At 41.5% G+C, this 18126-nt stretch carries 16 protein-coding genes and 1 pseudogene; 10 read left to right on the forward strand and 7 right to left on the reverse strand.

Annotated features, from left to right (window positions below; all coding sequences use genetic code 11):
• Positions 1-227: 227 nt before the first annotated feature.
• The 3 genes from NSTC731_RS03655 (at position 228) to NSTC731_RS03665 (ending at position 2928) form a co-directional block, all read left to right on the forward strand.
• On the forward strand, positions 228-971 hold the full coding sequence (locus tag NSTC731_RS03655; protein ID WP_445629673.1) for a metallophosphoesterase: 744 nt from the start codon (positions 228-230) through the stop codon (positions 969-971).
• 250 nt (positions 972-1221) lie between these two features.
• Positions 1222-2664 (forward strand): RecQ family ATP-dependent DNA helicase, encoded by a 1443-nt coding sequence (locus NSTC731_RS03660; protein ID WP_445629674.1) that lies wholly within the window; start codon positions 1222-1224, stop codon positions 2662-2664.
• Between the two features lie 93 nt (positions 2665-2757).
• Positions 2758-2928 carry a hypothetical protein gene (locus NSTC731_RS03665; protein WP_445629675.1) on the forward strand — a complete coding sequence of 57 codons (171 nt, stop codon included), beginning with the start codon at positions 2758-2760 and terminating at the stop codon, positions 2926-2928.
• A 77-nt stretch (positions 2929-3005) separates the two neighbouring features.
• Here NSTC731_RS03665 and NSTC731_RS03670 read toward each other — a convergent pair whose 3' ends face one another.
• The 5 genes and pseudogenes from NSTC731_RS03670 to pheS all read right to left on the reverse strand — a co-directional run bounded on the left by NSTC731_RS03670 (position 3006) and on the right by pheS (position 6522).
• Positions 3006-4406, reverse strand: a complete 1401-nt coding sequence (locus NSTC731_RS03670; RefSeq protein WP_445629676.1) for a GIY-YIG nuclease family protein — start codon at positions 4404-4406, stop codon at positions 3006-3008.
• A gap of 301 nt (positions 4407-4707) precedes the next feature.
• A pseudogene (locus NSTC731_RS03675) lies at positions 4708-4929 on the reverse strand (Uma2 family endonuclease); the annotation flags it as partial.
• A 106-nt stretch (positions 4930-5035) separates the two neighbouring features.
• Positions 5036-5227, reverse strand: coding sequence for a DUF6887 family protein (locus NSTC731_RS03680; protein WP_334937599.1), 192 nt, complete (start codon positions 5225-5227; stop codon positions 5036-5038).
• Positions 5224-5400 (reverse strand): DUF6888 family protein, encoded by a 177-nt coding sequence (locus tag NSTC731_RS03685; RefSeq protein WP_445629677.1) that lies wholly within the window; start codon positions 5398-5400, stop codon positions 5224-5226. Before NSTC731_RS03685 ends, NSTC731_RS03680 begins: the two co-directional genes overlap by 4 nt.
• A gap of 129 nt (positions 5401-5529) precedes the next feature.
• The gene (gene pheS / locus NSTC731_RS03690; RefSeq protein ID WP_229490194.1) at positions 5530-6522 is read right to left on the reverse strand and encodes a phenylalanine--tRNA ligase subunit alpha; all 993 of its coding nucleotides are present in this window, start codon (positions 6520-6522) and stop codon (positions 5530-5532) included.
• 456 nt (positions 6523-6978) lie between these two features.
• Here pheS and surE point away from each other — a divergent pair, with 456 nt between their 5' ends.
• The 7 genes from surE to secA all read left to right on the forward strand — a co-directional run bounded on the left by surE (position 6979) and on the right by secA (position 15664).
• Positions 6979-7776 carry a 5'/3'-nucleotidase SurE gene (gene surE / locus NSTC731_RS03695; RefSeq protein ID WP_445629678.1) on the forward strand — a complete coding sequence of 266 codons (798 nt, stop codon included), beginning with the start codon at positions 6979-6981 and terminating at the stop codon, positions 7774-7776.
• A 286-nt stretch (positions 7777-8062) separates the two neighbouring features.
• Positions 8063-8959 (forward strand): MBL fold metallo-hydrolase, encoded by an 897-nt coding sequence (locus NSTC731_RS03700; RefSeq protein ID WP_445629679.1) that lies wholly within the window; start codon positions 8063-8065, stop codon positions 8957-8959.
• A gap of 327 nt (positions 8960-9286) precedes the next feature.
• Positions 9287-10348, forward strand: a complete 1062-nt coding sequence (locus NSTC731_RS03705) for a bifunctional riboflavin kinase/FAD synthetase (protein ID WP_445629680.1) — start codon at positions 9287-9289, stop codon at positions 10346-10348.
• 191 nt (positions 10349-10539) lie between these two features.
• Positions 10540-11448: an AAA family ATPase gene (locus NSTC731_RS03710; RefSeq protein WP_445629681.1), complete on the forward strand. Its 909-nt coding sequence runs from the start codon at positions 10540-10542 to the stop codon at positions 11446-11448.
• A gap of 145 nt (positions 11449-11593) precedes the next feature.
• Complete coding sequence (locus NSTC731_RS03715; RefSeq protein WP_445629682.1) at positions 11594-11800, forward strand: type II toxin-antitoxin system RelE/ParE family toxin; 207 nt, start codon at positions 11594-11596, stop codon at positions 11798-11800.
• 176 nt (positions 11801-11976) lie between these two features.
• Positions 11977-12564 carry a cytochrome C gene (locus NSTC731_RS03720; RefSeq protein WP_445629683.1) on the forward strand — a complete coding sequence of 196 codons (588 nt, stop codon included), beginning with the start codon at positions 11977-11979 and terminating at the stop codon, positions 12562-12564.
• A gap of 307 nt (positions 12565-12871) precedes the next feature.
• Entirely contained in the window at positions 12872-15664 is a 2793-nt protein-coding gene (secA, locus tag NSTC731_RS03725; protein WP_445629684.1) for a preprotein translocase subunit SecA, read from the forward strand.
• A gap of 1047 nt (positions 15665-16711) precedes the next feature.
• Here the strand turns inward: secA and NSTC731_RS03730 are convergent.
• Both NSTC731_RS03730 and NSTC731_RS03735 read right to left on the reverse strand, forming a co-directional pair.
• Positions 16712-16960, reverse strand: coding sequence for a hypothetical protein (locus tag NSTC731_RS03730; protein WP_445629685.1), 249 nt, complete (start codon positions 16958-16960; stop codon positions 16712-16714).
• A 107-nt stretch (positions 16961-17067) separates the two neighbouring features.
• Positions 17068-17274: a hypothetical protein gene (locus NSTC731_RS03735; protein ID WP_445629686.1), complete on the reverse strand. Its 207-nt coding sequence runs from the start codon at positions 17272-17274 to the stop codon at positions 17068-17070.
• Positions 17275-18126: the final 852 nt, after the last annotated feature.

The raw sequence follows: 18126 nt of genomic DNA on the forward strand, positions 1-18126 counted from the left end.
GGGCATAAAACTAACTTATTACAATACAAATACGATACAAGAAAATTGTAGGTTGGGTGGAGGCTTTGCGTAACCCAACATCCTGATATATGTTGGGTTACGCTCCGCTTCACCCAACCTACGTCTACGTCTAATAAACTATTTTGCGTAGATAGTCCACTACGTGCATTTCAAAAATCAAATACTAGTCCTATAGTATTTCAAAATGCTTCAATTATGGAATTAGCATGAAAATTCACATATTAAGTGATTTGCATCTTGAATTTAAACCCTTTAATACTCCTGATATAAATGCGGATATTGTTGTTTTAGCTGGAGATATTGATTTAAGAGAAAGAGGAATTAAATGGGCAATTCAAAACATTCCCAAGAAACCAGTGATATATGTATTAGGTAATCATGAATACTATGGGAGTGCTTATCCAAGGCTTGTTGAGAAGCTGAAAGATTATTCATTAGGAACTAATGTTCATGTTCTAGAGAATGATTTAGTTACCATTGAGGGTGTAAATTTTTTAGGTTGTACCTTATGGACTGATTTTAAACTATTTGGTGAGCCACGTATGGCAGGTGTAGAAGCTAGTCAAGTCATGAACGATTACAAGAAAATTAGATTAAGTCCTCAATACTCAAAATTAAGAACTCTTGACACAGCCCTAATTTGTAAAAAGTCAGTTAATTGGTTAAAAAATACATTATCTGGCTTGTCTGGTAAAAATGTAATTATCAGTCATCATGCTCCTAGTGCAAAGTCTATACCTTTTCAATATCAAGAAGATATTTTAAGTGCTGCTTATGCTTCAAATCTTGATAATTTAGTTGAGGACTCTGGAGCATTATTATGGATTCATGGCCACATTCACAATCAATTAGATTATCAAATCGGTTTGACTCGCGTTATTTGTAATCCGCGTGGTTATCCAGATGAACCAAATAATTACTTTAATCCAGGATTATCAGTGGAAATTTAATAAATAGTTCAGAAGGCAGGAGGAACCTGCTTTCTAACTCAATACAGTTCAGTTAAGATGATGAAATTACTGAACCATTAACTGGATAACAAAGGCTATATTCAGCATTCAATAGACATCTTGCAAGATGTTGGGGAAAGGTTAAAGGTTAAAGGGTAAGGGAAAATTCCATACCTTTACCCTTTACCCCTTACCCTTTTCCCCTCTTCTGCAAGAAGTCTAATGATATGGGTGCATATAGTTATTGATTATGAATCAGCCTAAAACAAAATCTTGGCAAGAAGTCCGTGCTGCTTTCAAACAAATTTGGGGTTATGAAGATTTCCGTCCACCACAGGGAGAAATTGTCAGCAGTTTATTGTCACAAAAAGATGCGCTGATTATTATGCCTACAGGTGGCGGAAAATCGATTTGTTTTCAACTTCCCGCACTGCTACAAACAGGATTAACTTTGGTAGTTTCGCCTTTGGTGGCGTTGATGGAAAACCAAGTACAGGAACTACGAGAAAGCCACCAAAAAGCAGCACTTTTGCATAGTGAATTATCTTCATCTCAACGCCGTGCAACTCTGCAAGCTTTGGAACGCCAACAGCTAAGATTACTGTATTTATCACCCGAAACTTTGCTCAGTGCGCCAGTTTGGGAAAGATTATCTCACCCGCAATTGCAAATTAATGGCTTAATTTTAGATGAGGCTCATTGTTTAGTGCAGTGGGGTGATACTTTTCGTCCAGCTTATCGCAGATTAGGGGCAGTGCGTCCGGCATTGCTCAAATCAAAACCACCAGGAACAAAAATTAGCATCGCTGCTTTTACTGCTACTGCTGACCCCTCAGCCCAAAAAATTATTCAAACAGTTTTACAATTACAGCAACCAGAGATTTTTCGCTTGAATCCCTACCGTCCGAACTTGCATCCCAGCGTTCGCATCGCTTGGACACCACGAGGTAGGAAACAACAATTATTAAAGTTTATTCAAAATAGACCGCAACAATCGGGATTAGTTTATGTTCGCACTCGGAGAGATAGCGAAGATTTAGCCCAATGGTTCGCAGACATGGGTTATGCCACAGCTAGCTATCATGCGGGATTGGGTGCAATCGAACGCCGTGAAGTAGAAGCAAGCTGGTTAAGTGGGAAAATACCTTTTGTGGTTTGTACCTGTGCGTTTGGCATGGGGATAAATAAAAGTGATGTTCGCTGGGTTGCCCACTTTCACGCGCCACATCTGCTATCTGAATATGTGCAAGAAATCGGCCGCGCTGGAAGGGATGGGAAACCAGCAGAGGCGTTGACATTGGTAAGTGAACCTACAGGATGGTTAGATTCAGGGGATAAGCAAAGACAGGAGTTTTTTCAAGAACAAATGCGATCGCAGCAACAAATAGCGCAGCAACTTGTGAAAAAATTACCAAAACAGGGAGAAGTGAATGCAGTAACGCGACAATTTCCCGAAGGTGCTACAGCATTAGCTTTACTCCATAGCAACGGCCAGCTAAACTGGCTCGATCCTTTCCATTACACCATTGCTCAAAAAGCCGAAAATCAGTCACCGACGCAATTACACGCTGTTAAACAGATGCAGCAATACCTAACAACTAAGCAGTGTCGTTGGCAGTTTTTGTTAAATGCCTTTGGTTTTGATAAAGAAGCAGCTAACCTGCGTTGCGGACATTGCGACAATTGCCGCTAAGTTAAAAGGGCGGTTAGAAACCGCAACTACACAGGTAAAACCCACGGAGGTGGGTTTCAAACTCTCAATTTTTCAGAAATATTTACTGCTGGTGTGGATATTGTCGGGCCAAGTAACTTGATTACTCTGTTAGAAACTATACCGCTTTATTGGGAACGACTCAAGGCAATGCTTTATCATCGCGTTGGTAATTTAGAGACAGAAGAGGAGTTTCTGAAATCGCGATCGCCTTTATTTTTCGCTGATCGAATTCAAAAACCTTAATATTTTTAATTTAGTAAACGTATACACCAAGAAGCCAGTGTAGCAAAACACAAAAATATTACACCTTGTTTTTTGGCTTATTCATACTCAACTTTCGCTTTAAGTGCTATATCGAAGGCTTCTAAATGTGACAAATCTTCAGCCCCCCATAGCTCACCGTTATTAATACCCTCTGGCTGTAATACGTCACAAATAGGCGGATTTAAAAAGATAGGTTTTTGTAGGGCAATACCCCAGACATCAGATCCTTCATAACCACAACTATTTTTGTAGTCAACAAGACTTTCTCCTAACAAATGCAAATCTTTATCGTCAGCAAAGCTTCTTTCATCATATTTAAAAATTTTTTCAACAGCCATCCATCCTACAATTGCATAAGAAGGAAATGTTTGATCGTTAAGTTCATAAGAGTCTAGATATTTTTTACCTTCTTCTGAATTATAAAAGTCTAATGTGTGAACTAATAATGTACTATCTTTGTAGTTAAACTCATGATTAATTGGGTCAAATATTACTAATGTGGTGTACTCACACATTAACAAGCCTAGAGCCTCTTCAATGGATAGAGAAACAGCTAAATGCCTATAAAAACCTCGTTGGTGATAAGCAGAATATTCATGAGGATTGACCCTAGTGACTTGGGTATAAAAATCTTTTATATACTGTGAAAAATTTAACTTTGAATTTTTCGGCTTATAGCTTTCTGTTATATCTTTTAACGTAGTTAAATAAGTACAGGCTTCAGAGGGTTCTTTGATACGCATAAAGCCAAAACCAAAATTTCCACAAAATCTTTTGAATTCATTAAACTGTTTTGAATTCAATAGTTGAGGCGGATCTATTAAATAACCAGTACCAAAAGCATCATAAAAATGACTATTTTCATAATCATTTGTAACTGTTTCTTCACAAATAAATTTAGACCAAAGATAATATTGTTTTGGTTTGTTACCTATTCCTACTATCAAAAAAATTGTATCGCCTACTGTATTTAAAACGGCTCTTTTATTAGTTGATATACCAGGCACAACTTCGTCATAATCATATTTTTCAATTAGTGATTCATCAAGAATTATTTCAACAGGTACGTAACCTAGAACATTATAATTATGGTATTGAGCCCAAAATTTAGGTTCAGAATCAATTTCCTTTTTCTTTCGGGCAGGTGTCCAAGTATTGCAGTTATATTCTGGGTTAATTGTATTTATCCAGAATCGCTCTCTTTCCAGCAGTTTATCTTCTGTGCATTGTTCAATAACTTTAAAATCAAATACACCTGTTTTTCCTGGTGTAGTCACTATCTCTTTTAGATCATATTTTAAAAAGGCATATCTAAGTGGATAACTTCCAATTTCTAATGCATTTAGCTTATTCAACCCTCTTGTATGTTGTTTCCATCTCCTGTATATGTTCCGTGATTGTCCAATGTAAGATTTACCATTAACAGTATTTGAAATCTGATAAATACCACAAACCATGTTTGTTCTCCTTTCTGAAAAGACTAAATTGCTGCCTCAGCTTCAGGCAGTCAAATTTTCCACTATCAGAGTTTAGTATTCCCATAGTCTTTAGATATTTATCACCAACAGCAACCTTACAATCTAATCCTGTAAATCAGGCTATATCCACGCTGAGTTAGCTAGAGGTAGTATGATAAGAATCACTGTGCAGTAATGTTGTACGCGCTTGAAAATTTACAAGCCACTACTAGGCAAAAAAACTGTACGATCGCACCTCTAAAATAATTTCGTCTGTCTGCCTTTTAACCGCATTGCTTTCTCCAGCTTTGAGTACTTGCTCTGCCGTTAGCTGTAATTCTGGGAAAATAGTAGAAGCGATCGCACTATTTCCTACAAATCTGGTTTCTTCATAAAACCCATCAACTAATATCAGTACGGTAACTGTATTTATTTGTGGATCGACAATCCAATATTCAGCAATTCCCCTTGCGGCATACTCGGAACGTTTGTAGCGATAGTCCCGATCCTCGTTAGCTTTGCCAGCGATCGCGGTCATATCGCATAAAGCAGAGTTGCGTACTGATAGTTTACTTCGATCTGGTAAAATTTTGCAAAGCATCCTGAAGATTTGTTCAGGATGCTTACCACTATCTTTGACCTTGTTTTACCCTCCTTTCCAATTCAGCTTCAGCCTCTTCTATCGACATTAGCTGTGGATTTGGATTGGCGGCGTGCAAGCGATCGACGTATGCGTGAAAAGCTTCAGTGTTGTTAGGATTTTGCAACACGTAAGCTCGTAACTCGGCATCAGTCATATCCACAAAGTTTGGTTGTGTCATTTGGTAAATACCTCTCCATTGGGATAAATTTCTATTTCTATTGTCTCTCCCACCAACATGACTATACGTTTTGTCCGTTCGTCCATTCGCACTAAATTAATTGGTCGAAGTAAATTGCTTATCCTCACCGACATTTGGTAAAAGCTTCGCAATTGTTCTATTGTTGGTTGCAATTTTACCTCATATTCAGTTTTCAATCTTTTATCAAATCATCAAAGCTTACTTAAAATAAAAGCCCGAATGAGATAATTTCAATCGTTTTTGGATTTAATGTTGGCTAATTATTTAAAGCGATCGCTTCCCTAAAATTGCTGCAAAAATCTCAAATCACTAGCATACAACCGACGAATGTCATCGATTTGATGTAACACCATTGCAAAGCGTTCTACACCAAAACCCGCAGCAAACCCTGTATAAACTTCTGGGTCGTAACCCACAGACTTAAGTACATTTGGATCGACCATACCGCAGCCCATAACCTCTAGCCAGCGCCCATTCCACTGCAAATCCACCTCAGCCGAAGGTTCGGTAAAGGGGAAATAACTGGCGCGGAAGCGAATTGGTAAATCACCAAATATTGCTTGTAAAAATACTTTAATTGTGCCTTTGAGGTCTGTAAAAGTTAGTCCCTCATCAATGGCTAAAAGTTCTATTTGATGGAAAACAGCCGAGTGAGTCGCGTCTACATTATCTCGCCGATAAACTCGCCCTGGAGCCACAACCCGAATCGGCGGTTCTTCTCTTTCCATGTAACGAATTTGCACTGATGAGGTATGAGTGCGTAAAAGATTGCCATCTGGCAGATAGAAGGTATCCTGCATATCACGGGCGGGGTGATCTGGCGGGGTGTTGAGAGCCTCGAAATTATAATAATCTGTTTCCATCTCTGGCCCTTGAGCCACGGTATAGCCCATACCGACAAAGATATCCAGCGCCCGGTCGATAATACCGTTGAGAGGATGAATCCGACCTTGGGGGCTGTAAATTCCCGGCATAGTTACATCCAGAGTTTCAGCCTCTAGCAAAGCTTGAATTTGCGCGGCTTCCAGGGCGGCACGTTGCTGGTCTAGACTAGTTTGCAGGGATTCTTTGACTGTATTGGCGATCGCTCCAATTTTTGGTCGTTCCTCTGCACTCATCTGCCCCATACTTCGCAACAGCGCCCCCAGTTCCCCTTTTTTACCCAGATAGTTAACTCTGAGTTCCTCCAGACGTTCTAAGGTGTCGGCGGCTGCGATCGCTTTTTCTCCTTCTTGCCGCAGTGCTAAAAGTTGAGCTTCTAAATTGCTAGTCATTAGTTATTAGTCATTGGTCATTAGTCATTAGTCTATAGTCAAAAGCTGTGAACTGGTCGATAAATAAACTTACAGTCATACCATTAACATCAGCTAAAGGTGAGAGTTTCAACCAAACCTCTGTTTATCAGTGATAGACGATTGGGCTAGTACAGCAGGCACGAAAATCCAGCTAACATCTCACTTAACCGGACTTGGAGATTGAGCAACTTGTCTTAAAGGTAAGCAAAATCCCGCCACACACTCTAGTAGTCTGCCAACCCAAAATTGTTAGGTGAGGGCTGGGAAAAGGAGTAAACATCTTTCCCTTTCCCCCTTGCCCTTAAAAGAGCCAAGTTACGAAAGCGAACTACTAGTGAGTATAAATGTTTTTTGCTGTTTGTGACCTCAGACATTGACAAATGGCTAATAACAAATAACTAATAACTAATGACCAATGACTAATGACTAATGACCATGAAATTACTAATTAGCAACGACGACGGCGTTTCTGCTTTGGGGATTCGTACCCTAGCCAACTATTTGGCAGAGGCTGGTCATGATGTGAGTGTAGTGTGCCCAGATCGAGAGCGATCGGCAACTGGACACGGGTTAACTTTACACCAACCGATTCGCGCCGAAATTGTTGAAGAGATTTTTCATCCTGCTGTCAAAGCTTGGGCTTGTGATGGTACACCTTCAGATTGTGTCAAATTGGCGCTGTGGGCTTTGCTGGAAACTCCGCCGGATTTGGTTCTCTCTGGTATTAATCAAGGTGCGAATTTGGGAACAGAAATTCTGTATTCTGGCACTGTTTCTGCGGCAATGGAAGGTCTAATTGAAGGTATTCCCAGCATAGCGCTGAGTCTGATGAGTCATACATCTAAAGACTTTCAAGTTGCTGCTAAGTTTGCCACAGTTCTCGTAGATCAGTTAGCCCAAAAACCGCTGCCAGATTTAATGTTACTCAATGTCAATATTCCTGCGGTCAAATGGGAAGAAATTGCCGGAGTTACTCTCACCCGTCAAGGATTACGGCATTACATTGATGTGTTTAACAAACGAGTCGATCCTCGTGGAAAAACGTACTACTGGTTAACTGGAGAGGTAATTGAGGATGTAGAACCCCCAAGCGGATTAAATCTGCCTCAAAATGTACCTACAGATGTGGAAGTTGTACGTAAAAATTACATCAGTATTACTCCGTTACAATACAATCTTACTTACGCAACCGGATTAGAGAAATTATCGGAGTGGGAATTCAATTTTCCTTAAATCATTTGATCGATCGGGACAAAAATGGAGTTATTCAAATGCATCACGGAAAAATGTAGGCTATAACGTAGGGGCACTCTTGAAATAACCGATACACATTCACCCCAAAACCTGGGAAATTCTAACAGACGTATTTCATTCACATTTACACAATCAGCCAGAAACAGGATATGCTGTTTTACCAAGAAATCCTCCCTCTAGCAAAATTGGAGAGACAGCATAAACTTAGACAAAATAAGTAACAATTCTTTCATTTATCGCCCGCTCAGTCCAGCAAGCAACACCCATGTCTAGGATAGAGAATCAATTTACCGTACAATTTTGGGGCGTTCGTGGCAGCATCCCCAGCCCAGGGCCACACACTGTTCGTTACGGCGGTAATACCCCTTGCATATCAATGCAAACGGGCGATAAACGCTTAGTTTTCGATGCTGGCACGGGACTACATGTTTTGGGGCAATCTCTGTTGCGCCAAATGCCGTTAGAAGCTCACATATTTTTTACCCACTCTCACTGGGATCATATGCAAGGTTTTCCCTTCTTTACGCCAGGGTTTGTAAAGGGGAATGACTTTCATATTTACGGCGCGATCGCACCTGATGGTTCTACCATAGAACAGCGCCTCAACGATCAAATGTTGCACCCGAACTTTCCTGTACCCTTGCAGATTATGCAAGCCAATTTAAATTTCTACGACATTCGACCGGGGCAACCAATCCACATTGATGAAGTTACTGTAGAAACAGCACCTTTAAATCATCCAGGTGAAGCTGTAGGATATCGCGTCAACTGGCGTGGTGGTGCTGCTACTTACATCACTGATACCGAACATTTTCCCGATCGACTCGATGACAATGTGTTGTGGTTAGCTCGTAATGCTGACATTCTGGTTTACGATTCTACCTACACAGACGAGGAATACCACTCGCCAAAATCCCCGAAAATTGGCTGGGGACATTCTACTTGGCAAGAAGCTGTAAAAGTAGCACAAGCCGCTAACGTCAAAACTCTGGTGATTTACCACCACGACCCGGCACACGATGACGACTTTTTGGATAATGTCGGCAAACAAGCCGCTGAAAAATTTCCTGGTGCAATTATGGCACGGGAAGGATTGGTACTTCAGGTTCCAACCTCAGTTGTCTTATCAGAATCTTTTCCTGTTAGCAAGTTTTCTACCTAAAGATTGCGATCGGAGGAATTAGAGATTTTAGATTAGATTGGTGATCAGAGGCTTTCAGCGCCAGAGCGTCCCTGTTGGCTGTACGGTGAGACAGCGCTGCCCAGAATTGTCACGCCGACCACAGCATTAGGGCGACAACAGGAGGACACACTGGTCATTGGTCATTGGTCATTGGTCATTGGTTATTTACAAATGACAAATAACAAAGGACAAAGGACAAAGGATAAATGACAAATTGGTACTACAAAAGCTGTCCTCCTTAAGGCGGTTTACTATAGGGTAGCTTCCTGCTGAGAGCTAAAATAAACCTAAAATCTCAGAATCCACGTGCTAAATTTGTCTAAAAATGGGTGTTCTGTGCGGGTTGCTTTTTCTAGCGTTGGGCTACTAACGCCGACTGCTGTTGCCCTTGGCAAGTTTGATGGCGTTCATCTTGGTCATCAAAGGGTAATTCAACCAGTCTTGCACACTGGTGGTCACTTGTCAGGAGCTAGTAATCCGCACTCAAAGGGAAATCAACTGACACAAGAATATACCTATTCAACTGTTGTCACCTTTGACCCCCATCCACAGGAGTTCTTTACAGGGCAACCCCGGACATTGTTAACGCCACTGGATGAAAAAGTCCAACAATTGCGATCGCTTGGGGTAGAACAACTGGTATTACTACCCTTTGACAAAGAATTGTCTGCGTTAACCCCCGAAGAATTTGTCGAAAAAATTCTCGTGCAACAACTGCGATGCCAACGAATTAGCATCGGGCAGGATTTTTGTTTTGGCGAAAAGCGCAGTGGTACTGCTCAAGATTTGCAATTACTCGCCGCCAAGCACAATATTCCCGTTACCATCGTTCCCTTACAAACTTATACAGGTGATTCGTCCACCCAAACCAGTTGCGTCAGTACTACTCCGACTCAAGATGCCCGTATTAGCACTTCATTGATCCGCCAAAACCTTGAGCAGGGAGACATCAAAAACGCAAATCTGTTATTAGGACGCCCTTACACCCTCCTTGGTGATGTCGTTCAAGGTCAACAATTGGGCAGAACAATTGGCTTTCCCACCGCTAACCTCCAACTACCAAAAGAAAAGTTTTTGCCCCGCCAAGGAGTCTACGCTGTCCGTGTTTTCACTCTTGGTGAAACATCTGATACTGTTCCTAGTGAGAACTTGGGCGTCATGAATATCGGTAATCGTCCAACTGTAAACGGTACTTATTCATCTGCGGAAGTACATTTATTCGATTGGTCTGGTGATTTGTATGGCAAAAAACTAGTTGTGCAACTAGTTAAATTTTTGCGCCCCGAACAAAAATTTCCTTCTCTCGAAGCCCTGAAAACACAAATTCAACTTGATTGCGTTGTTGCTAGAGAAGTTTTGAGTGCTTAGTGGGAACAATAGATAGGGCATTGTAAGGGGCAGAGAAGGCAGAGAGGAAAAACTTACTCCTACTTCTCTTCGGTCACTGAGCGTAGCCGTACCCCTCCTCTTAAGCAAGCTAGCAAGAGCGTCTCGTAGAGAAGTACTGCCCCCCTGCTCCCCTGCTCCCCTGCTTCCTCACTCCCCACTCCCCACAACGCATGAGAGAAAAAATCGACGCTTTAACACAAAATCTGGCTCTTACCATCGTTGGCAAAGCTGAAGCAATACGCTTAGTGCTAGTAGCATTGCTAGGTGGTGGTCATGCTCTTTTAGAAGATGTCCCTGGTGTTGGTAAAACCCTGCTTGCTAAATCCTTAGCTCGTTCGCTGGATGGCAAGTTTCAACGGCTACAATGCACTCCTGATTTATTGCCAACTGATATTACCGGCACCAACATCTGGAACCCAAAAAGCGGCGAATTTACTTTTTTGCCTGGGCCAGTCTTTACTAATGTGCTATTGGCTGATGAAATTAACCGCGCCACACCCCGCACTCAGTCAGCTTTATTGGAAGTTATGGAGGAACATCAGGTAACAGTTGATGGTGTATCTCGTGCAGTTCCTCAGCCCTTCTTTGTAATTGCTACTCAAAACCCTATCGAGTATCAAGGTACTTTTCCCCTGCCGGAAGCACAAATGGATCGGTTTATGTTGTCGCTGAGTTTGGGCTATCCTTCTGAAGCAGAAGAACTCCTGATGCTACAAAATCTCCAAAATGGTGTCAAAGTTGCTGATTTGCAGCCTTGTATTACCTTGGCAGAAGTACAAGAATTGCGTTATCTCTGCTCTCAAGTAAAAGTAGCAACTTCCTTGCAACAATACATTCTCGAATTGGTACGGGCAACACGTCAAGATGAGGAAATCGCCCTTGGTGTCAGTCCCCGTGGCACATTAGCATTACAACGGGCTGCCCAAGCGTTAGCTTTTCTATTAGGGCGTGATTATGCCATTCCCGATGATGTGAAATTTCTTGTCCCTTATGTTCTGTGCCATCGACTTATTCCTAGAGGAGGGCGCAATTCAAGAACTGTTGTTGAGCGATTATTGCGATCGGTTTCTATTCCTTAATGTAAAATGATTTTGACGATCTAAAAAACAGCTATCCCAGGTGGCGGTAACTGCATTTTTTGCTGGGTAAAATATTTTTTTGCGCTTTTATGGTTCATTTTGCGTCAGTAGAGTCAGACATGACTCGCACGCGCACATTGGTGAGGTGTGTATTGTTTACAAACTGAGAGTTCGTAACAGTAGTATCCAAAAACGTAAGAGTGCTGGATACCGATTGATTTATCAACTTGAGTCACCTACAAGTATTTTGCTACTAACGATTTATTCCAATTCTGACCGAGAAGATATTGGTGCAAATGAAATCCGAGATATTGTGGCTAATTTTTCTAGTGAGTCAGGTTATAACTACTAAAATATTTTTCCTTGCATAGTCAGTGGTGCCCTAAATAGATATTTATATTACTGTTGTCAATATAAAAGATGTGTTGCTTGACAAAACCACTTACACAAAATTTGAAACACTGCCGATACTGCGTAAGTCTTATGATTAGCACAAGCGCCACTTTTAAATATTTGGGAATGTGAGGAATGTCAATTTTTGTTAAGCGCAAAATCCGCGATACCTACGGTGGGCTACGTCAACGCCAAGCGCTACAGCCAAGCGCCGAACGTGAATTCAAACGCCAATTTTTCGGTTTACTTCTGGTAATTATAACGTGGAGTTTAGCTATGGGCTGGCTTCTAGCTTTGGCAACTAACGCCCAAAGTGCGACTCCTCCCGCTGAAATTGGCACTGTTGACGTAGTACCTGCACAATACCAATTGGGGCAAGAACTTTATTTAGAAAACTGCTCCAGATGTCACATTGCCATACCGCCAGCCGTTTTACCTACCCAAACTTGGAAAAATATCCTGCAAGACTCGCAGCACTACGGTGCACAACTCCAGCCTTTAGTCGATCCGCAACGCATCTTAGTGTGGAAATATCTTTCGACTTTCTCCCGCGTGCAGCTAGACGATGAAGAAACACCATATCGCCTCAACAACTCGCGTTATTTCAAAGCTTTGCATCCAGGAGTTGAGTTACCACGTCCCATCCAGGTTGGCAGCTGTGTCAGCTGTCATCCCAGTGCTAATGATTACAATTTCCGCCGCCTGACAGCAGAGTGGAAGTGAGGCGTGAGGAGTTAGAAATGAGGAGTTTAAAAATTCATAACTCATAACTCTTAACTCCTAACTCTATTCCCCCACACCCTCTCTGGCCCCATCTGGAGGCAAAATGATACTATGAAGAAAGAGTAAATATAAGATAAGAGTTCAAACCAATCAGTTTATTAAATGATTGGCTAGTTTTTATCCTGCTTTTGAGGTAATTCTCATTTCACACCCATCCACGACCAAGACGTTTGGACTGGGTTAAATGTTTATAATCAATGCCGATCCTTTAATTCCCATCCCCCTTGATTCAGTTCTATAACCTGCCATGCTAAAACTTTTGTTGGGCGACCCCAACGCTCGTAAGCTTAAAAAATACCAACCTTCTGTTACTGAAATTAACCTTTTAGAGGAAGAAATTAAGATTCTTTCCGATGATGAGTTAAAAGGTAAAACCGTCGAATTTAAACAACGGCTCGCTAAAGGCGAAACCCTAGATGACATATTGCCAGAAGCTTACGCCGTTGTTCGGGAAGCAGCACGGCGAGTATTAGGCTTGCGGCATTTTGATGTCCAACTCCTTGGTGGTATTATTTTGCACGTGGGGCAAATTGCCGAGATGAAAACTGGTGAAGGTAAAACACTAGTCGCCACCTTGCCAAGTTACTTAAATGCCCTTACTGGTAAAGGTGTACACGTCATCACCGTAAACGATTACCTAGCTCGTCGGGACGCTGAATGGATGGGACAGGTGCATCGGTTTTTGGGGCTGAGTGTGGGGCTAATTCAGTCAAGCATGACTCCTAGTGAACGCCAGAAAAACTACGACTGCGATATCACTTATGTTACCAACAGCGAGGTCGGCTTCGACTATCTGCGGGATAACATGGCGACATCAATGGCAGATGTGGTACAACGCCCGTTTAATTATTGCGTAATTGACGAGGTGGACTCGATTTTAGTTGATGAGGCGCGGACACCACTGATTATTTCTGGGCAGGTGGAAAGACCTACAGAAAAATATCTGCAAGCTGCTGAAATAGCATTCACACTCAAAAAAGACGAGCATTACGAAGTGGATGAAAAAGCTCGCAACGTGCTATTGACAGATGAAGGGTTTGCGGAATCGGAAAATCTTTTAGGAGTCACAGATTTATTTGACCCAGAAGATCCTTGGGCGCACTTCATTTTCAATGCAATTAAAGCCAAGGAACTTTTCCTCAAAGATGTAAATTACATCGTCCGCAACGGTGAAGTAGTAATTGTGGATGAATTTACTGGTCGAGTATTAGCTGGGCGGCGTTGGAGTGATGGATTACACCAGGCCATTGAAGCGAAAGAACGCGTAGAGATTCAGCCAGAAACTCAAACTCTCGCGACAATTACTTACCAAAATATGTTTTTGCTGTATCCAAAACTCGGTGGAATGACAGGAACAGCAAAAACCGAAGAACCAGAATTTGAAAAAATTTACAAACTTGAAGTTGCGGTAATTCCCACCAACCGCGATCGCAGACGCGAAGATTTGTCTGATATGGTGTTCAAGACAGAAGCAGGCAAGTGGGGGGCGATCGCCAGAGAATGTGCCGAAATGCACCAACTCGGCAGACCTGTCTTAGTGGGAACCACTAGTGTAGAAAAATCCGAACTTCTCAGTCGGCTATTGAAGGAATTGGCAATTCCTCACGAATTACTTAACGCCCGACCGGAAAACGTTGAACGTGAAGCGGAAATCGTCGCCCAAGCTGGACGAAAAGGTGCTGTTACTATTGCTACCAATATGGCTGGTAGAGGTACAGACATAATTTTGGGTGGTAACTCCGAATATATGGCGCGTCTGAAGCTGCGAGAATACTTTATGCCCCGGATCGTCATGCCAGAAGATGAAGATGCCTTTGGCGTGCAAAGAGCAGCCGGATTGCCTACAGGACATGGTGGTGGTCAAGGCTTTGTCCCTGGTAAAAAAGTCAAAACTTGGCGAGCTTCGCCAGAAATTTTCCCGACTCAGTTGACAAAAGAAACAGAAAAACTACTCAAAGATGCAGTAGAAATTGCCGTGCGTGAGTATGGTGAACGCAGTTTACCGGAACTGGAAGCTGAAGACAAGGTAGCTGTAGCCGCAGAAAAAGCTCCCATTGATGACCCTGTGATTCAGAAATTGCGGGAAGCTTATAAGCAAATTAAGCAGGAATACGAACAATTTACCGACCGAGAGCATAATGAAGTAGTAGGACTCGGTGGTTTGCACGTCATTGGTACAGAACGCCACGAATCACGCCGGATTGATAACCAGTTGCGCGGACGTGCCGGACGACAAGGCGACCCTGGTTCCACAAGATTCTTCCTGAGTTTAGAAGATAACTTACTGCGGATTTTTGGTGGCGATCGCGTCGCTGGGTTAATGAATGCTTTCCAAGTGGAAGAAGATATGCCCATCGAATCTGGAATGCTTACCCGGAGTTTGGAAGGCGCACAGAAAAAAGTTGAAACCTACTACTATGACATTCGGAAGCAGGTATTTGAGTATGACGAGGTGATGAATAATCAACGTCGTGCTATTTATGCTGAACGTCGCCGAGTTTTAGAAGGTCAAGATTTGAAAGAACAGGTGATTAAATACGCTGAAAAAACGATGGATGACATCGTTGACTACTATATCAACGTAGACTTACCCTCGGAAGAGTGGGAGTTAGAAAAGTTGGTTGAGAAAGTCAAAGAATTCGTCTATCTGCTAGCGGATTTACAAGCTAGTCAATTAGAAGATATTACAGTCAACGAGATTAAAGCCTTCCTCCACGAACAGGTACGAATTGCTTACGATCTCAAAGAAGCGCAGATTGACCAAGTTCAACCCGGACTGATGCGCCAAGCGGAACGTTTCTTTATCTTGCAACGCATTGATACTCTGTGGCGGGAACACCTGCAACAAATGGATGCCTTGCGCGAATCGGTGGGATTACGTGGTTATGGGCAAAAAGACCCGCTCATTGAGTATAAGAGCGAGGGGTATGAATTGTTCTTGGATATGATGGTTAACATCCGCCGAGACGTTGTTTACTCGTTATTCATGTTCCAGCCACAGCCGCAACCGGTAGTGCAGGCTTCGTCTGAGATGGTGTAGTAAGGAATATATTACGCAGAGACGCAAAGGCGCAGGGAGTGCTTTTGCGTCTTTGTGTTTAAGCCATCTCTCAAAAATATTTTGTTTTCAGGAGTTTGCTCAAACGGGTAAGCTGATACTACCAAGTCTTCAGGGTAAGCAAATGGGGCAAGTAATACCAATTTGAAAAAATAATGCGACAAATAGACTATTTGTAGAGACGCGATTCATCGCGTCTTTACCCAAGGATGTGTTGCAATCATTAATTGAACTGGTATAAGTAAGTCGGTGCAATAAAATCAACCAATGTAAAGAAAAGTAAATAAGACTCAAACTCTTTCTCCCCCTGCTCCCTGCTCCCTGCCCCCTGCCTTAGCCCAACAATAATTATTTACGCCGACCTACTTATATAGTTACCCTTACTATCACAAATCGAATCGATCGAGTTCTAGTAAAACGAGGTTTTATTTCTTCGGGTTTCTCGGCTACCTACTTAGCATTCCATTCAGATCGGTACAAAATTGATTTATGGGAACCCTAAGTCATTAGGTATGCAAATGATTTTGTGATTTTGCACCCTGACAGATAAGCATTAAATAAATACAAATAAATAGCTATAAAAATGAATGGTTTTAAACTCAGAGTACCCTTTTTACAGTTGTCATAAAACCAAGAGATAGAAGACCATGCTTGTTCTCCACTGGTAAGTCTTACCATTGAGTTAAGTTCATTAGTAAAAGGAAAGTTACCTGCAAATACAGCACAATCAATTCAATAATTTATGCAAATCTTTTTTAACTGTATTTTTAACATTCATCTATAGCCAAATACAGCTATTTTTAATGAGTTTTTACAGGCAGAATTGCATTATCTATTGCTGTTATCTGGGCTGACTTTTCAGAAGCTTTGAACTCAAAAACAAGCATGGTCAGTGAGCAACGTTGAAGTGTCACTTTTACCTACTGTCTTATACTACTATGTGGTATAAGATAGAGGTATAGAAATATTTATAAGAAGCTTTTATGGACATTGCCCATAAAAGTTACCTACAATCTGGTTATGCAAGCTTTAGGAAGCTGTTGCAGATGTATTGGCAGATGCAATAGCTTTATCACCATCAGTAATAGCGCCAGCAAGAGCGGCACTAAGAGCACCTGAAATCTCAGCGGAAATACCGGATTTGTCTACTTTATAACTGCTCTTCTTAGCAGTGGAATAACTACGTGCGTAAGCAGATGCAACTCCCCCTTGTACTTGACTAAGATCGGAAGCTTCATCTTCACAAAAACTGAGATCGAAAATTCTTAATCGTTCCATAAAAAAGCTCTCTTTGAAAAACGAACGTATTGCTGAAAGTTTTTGAGAACTTTCAGCAATTTTTCTATCTAAAATGCACTGTAGTACACTGTAGGACTAAGGCATATTTAGCCAGCAGAAGAACTAGATGAACCGACACTAGCAGATAGGCTGTATTTCTTGGAGACAGCAACGGTGCTAGTAGAAATGCTGGTGATAGCGATGTTTTTACCAAAAGCGAATGCTTTTGAATTAGCATCTGCAAAAGCTATTCCACCTTGAACATTCTCATTTTCAAGAACGGTTTCTACATGAGAAAGATCGTTGATAATCATGATTTTACTTTCCTAAGAATTAGTAAGGTCAACTTGTTTGTGGTCGTACCACTACAACTTGTTTTTTAGTGGCATACAAAGAATAGCACTATTAGAATTCGATGAATAGTAGTTTTACGTAAATTTTCTTTTGCAAAGTAAAAAACATTCTACTATCAAGTTACTGACACTATATAGGATGAAAAACTTTTTTGGAAAGTACTTTGCTATGTACTATCAAGCTATTTACAACGTCTAGTATTTAGAGGTCGTTTTAAAAGTGTTTCGATATGAGTTTAAGGACTTTTAATCCCCCTAATCCCAAGCCTATTTCATTCGAGCTATTAAGGATATTGTCAACAACATGTAGGAATCCACTTTGATTTGGAGAAGAATAGGGAATAGGGAAGAAGGAATAAATGTGTACTGAGTTTTTTCAGGCAATCAAATACGAGTCCTATAGGCAGTAAATGCGGGGAAGTTAGTAATCGAAAAATTACTATCTCAAAGAGTCAATTTCAATGCGTTAGCGTTGGCGTAGCCTCTCGTAGAGAAGCCTTGCCGTTTGCGTTCGCGTTAGCGTCTCTGGAAGAGAAGCGTCTCTGACAGGAGAAGGCATCACTATTTTCTTGTGCAATCAGATTTTTGATTCACCTGATTTTTTGCTTAAAACGTTTCTAAATCAGCACCTTTTAGGACATGAAACAGCCTTCCTTGCCCTAACCCATCAGGGGTGTTTCATGTCCTTTATTGGTATCAGTAAACTTCAGCTAAAACTCCTTTAATATCTCGTTTCCAGTCAGAGGCTAGAAATGCTGCCTCTCATTAAACATTCCCACTCTCCGACAGCCAATGAGATAAACTGCTAAAAGC

Source organism: Nostoc sp. DSM 114167 (assembly GCF_052692655.1).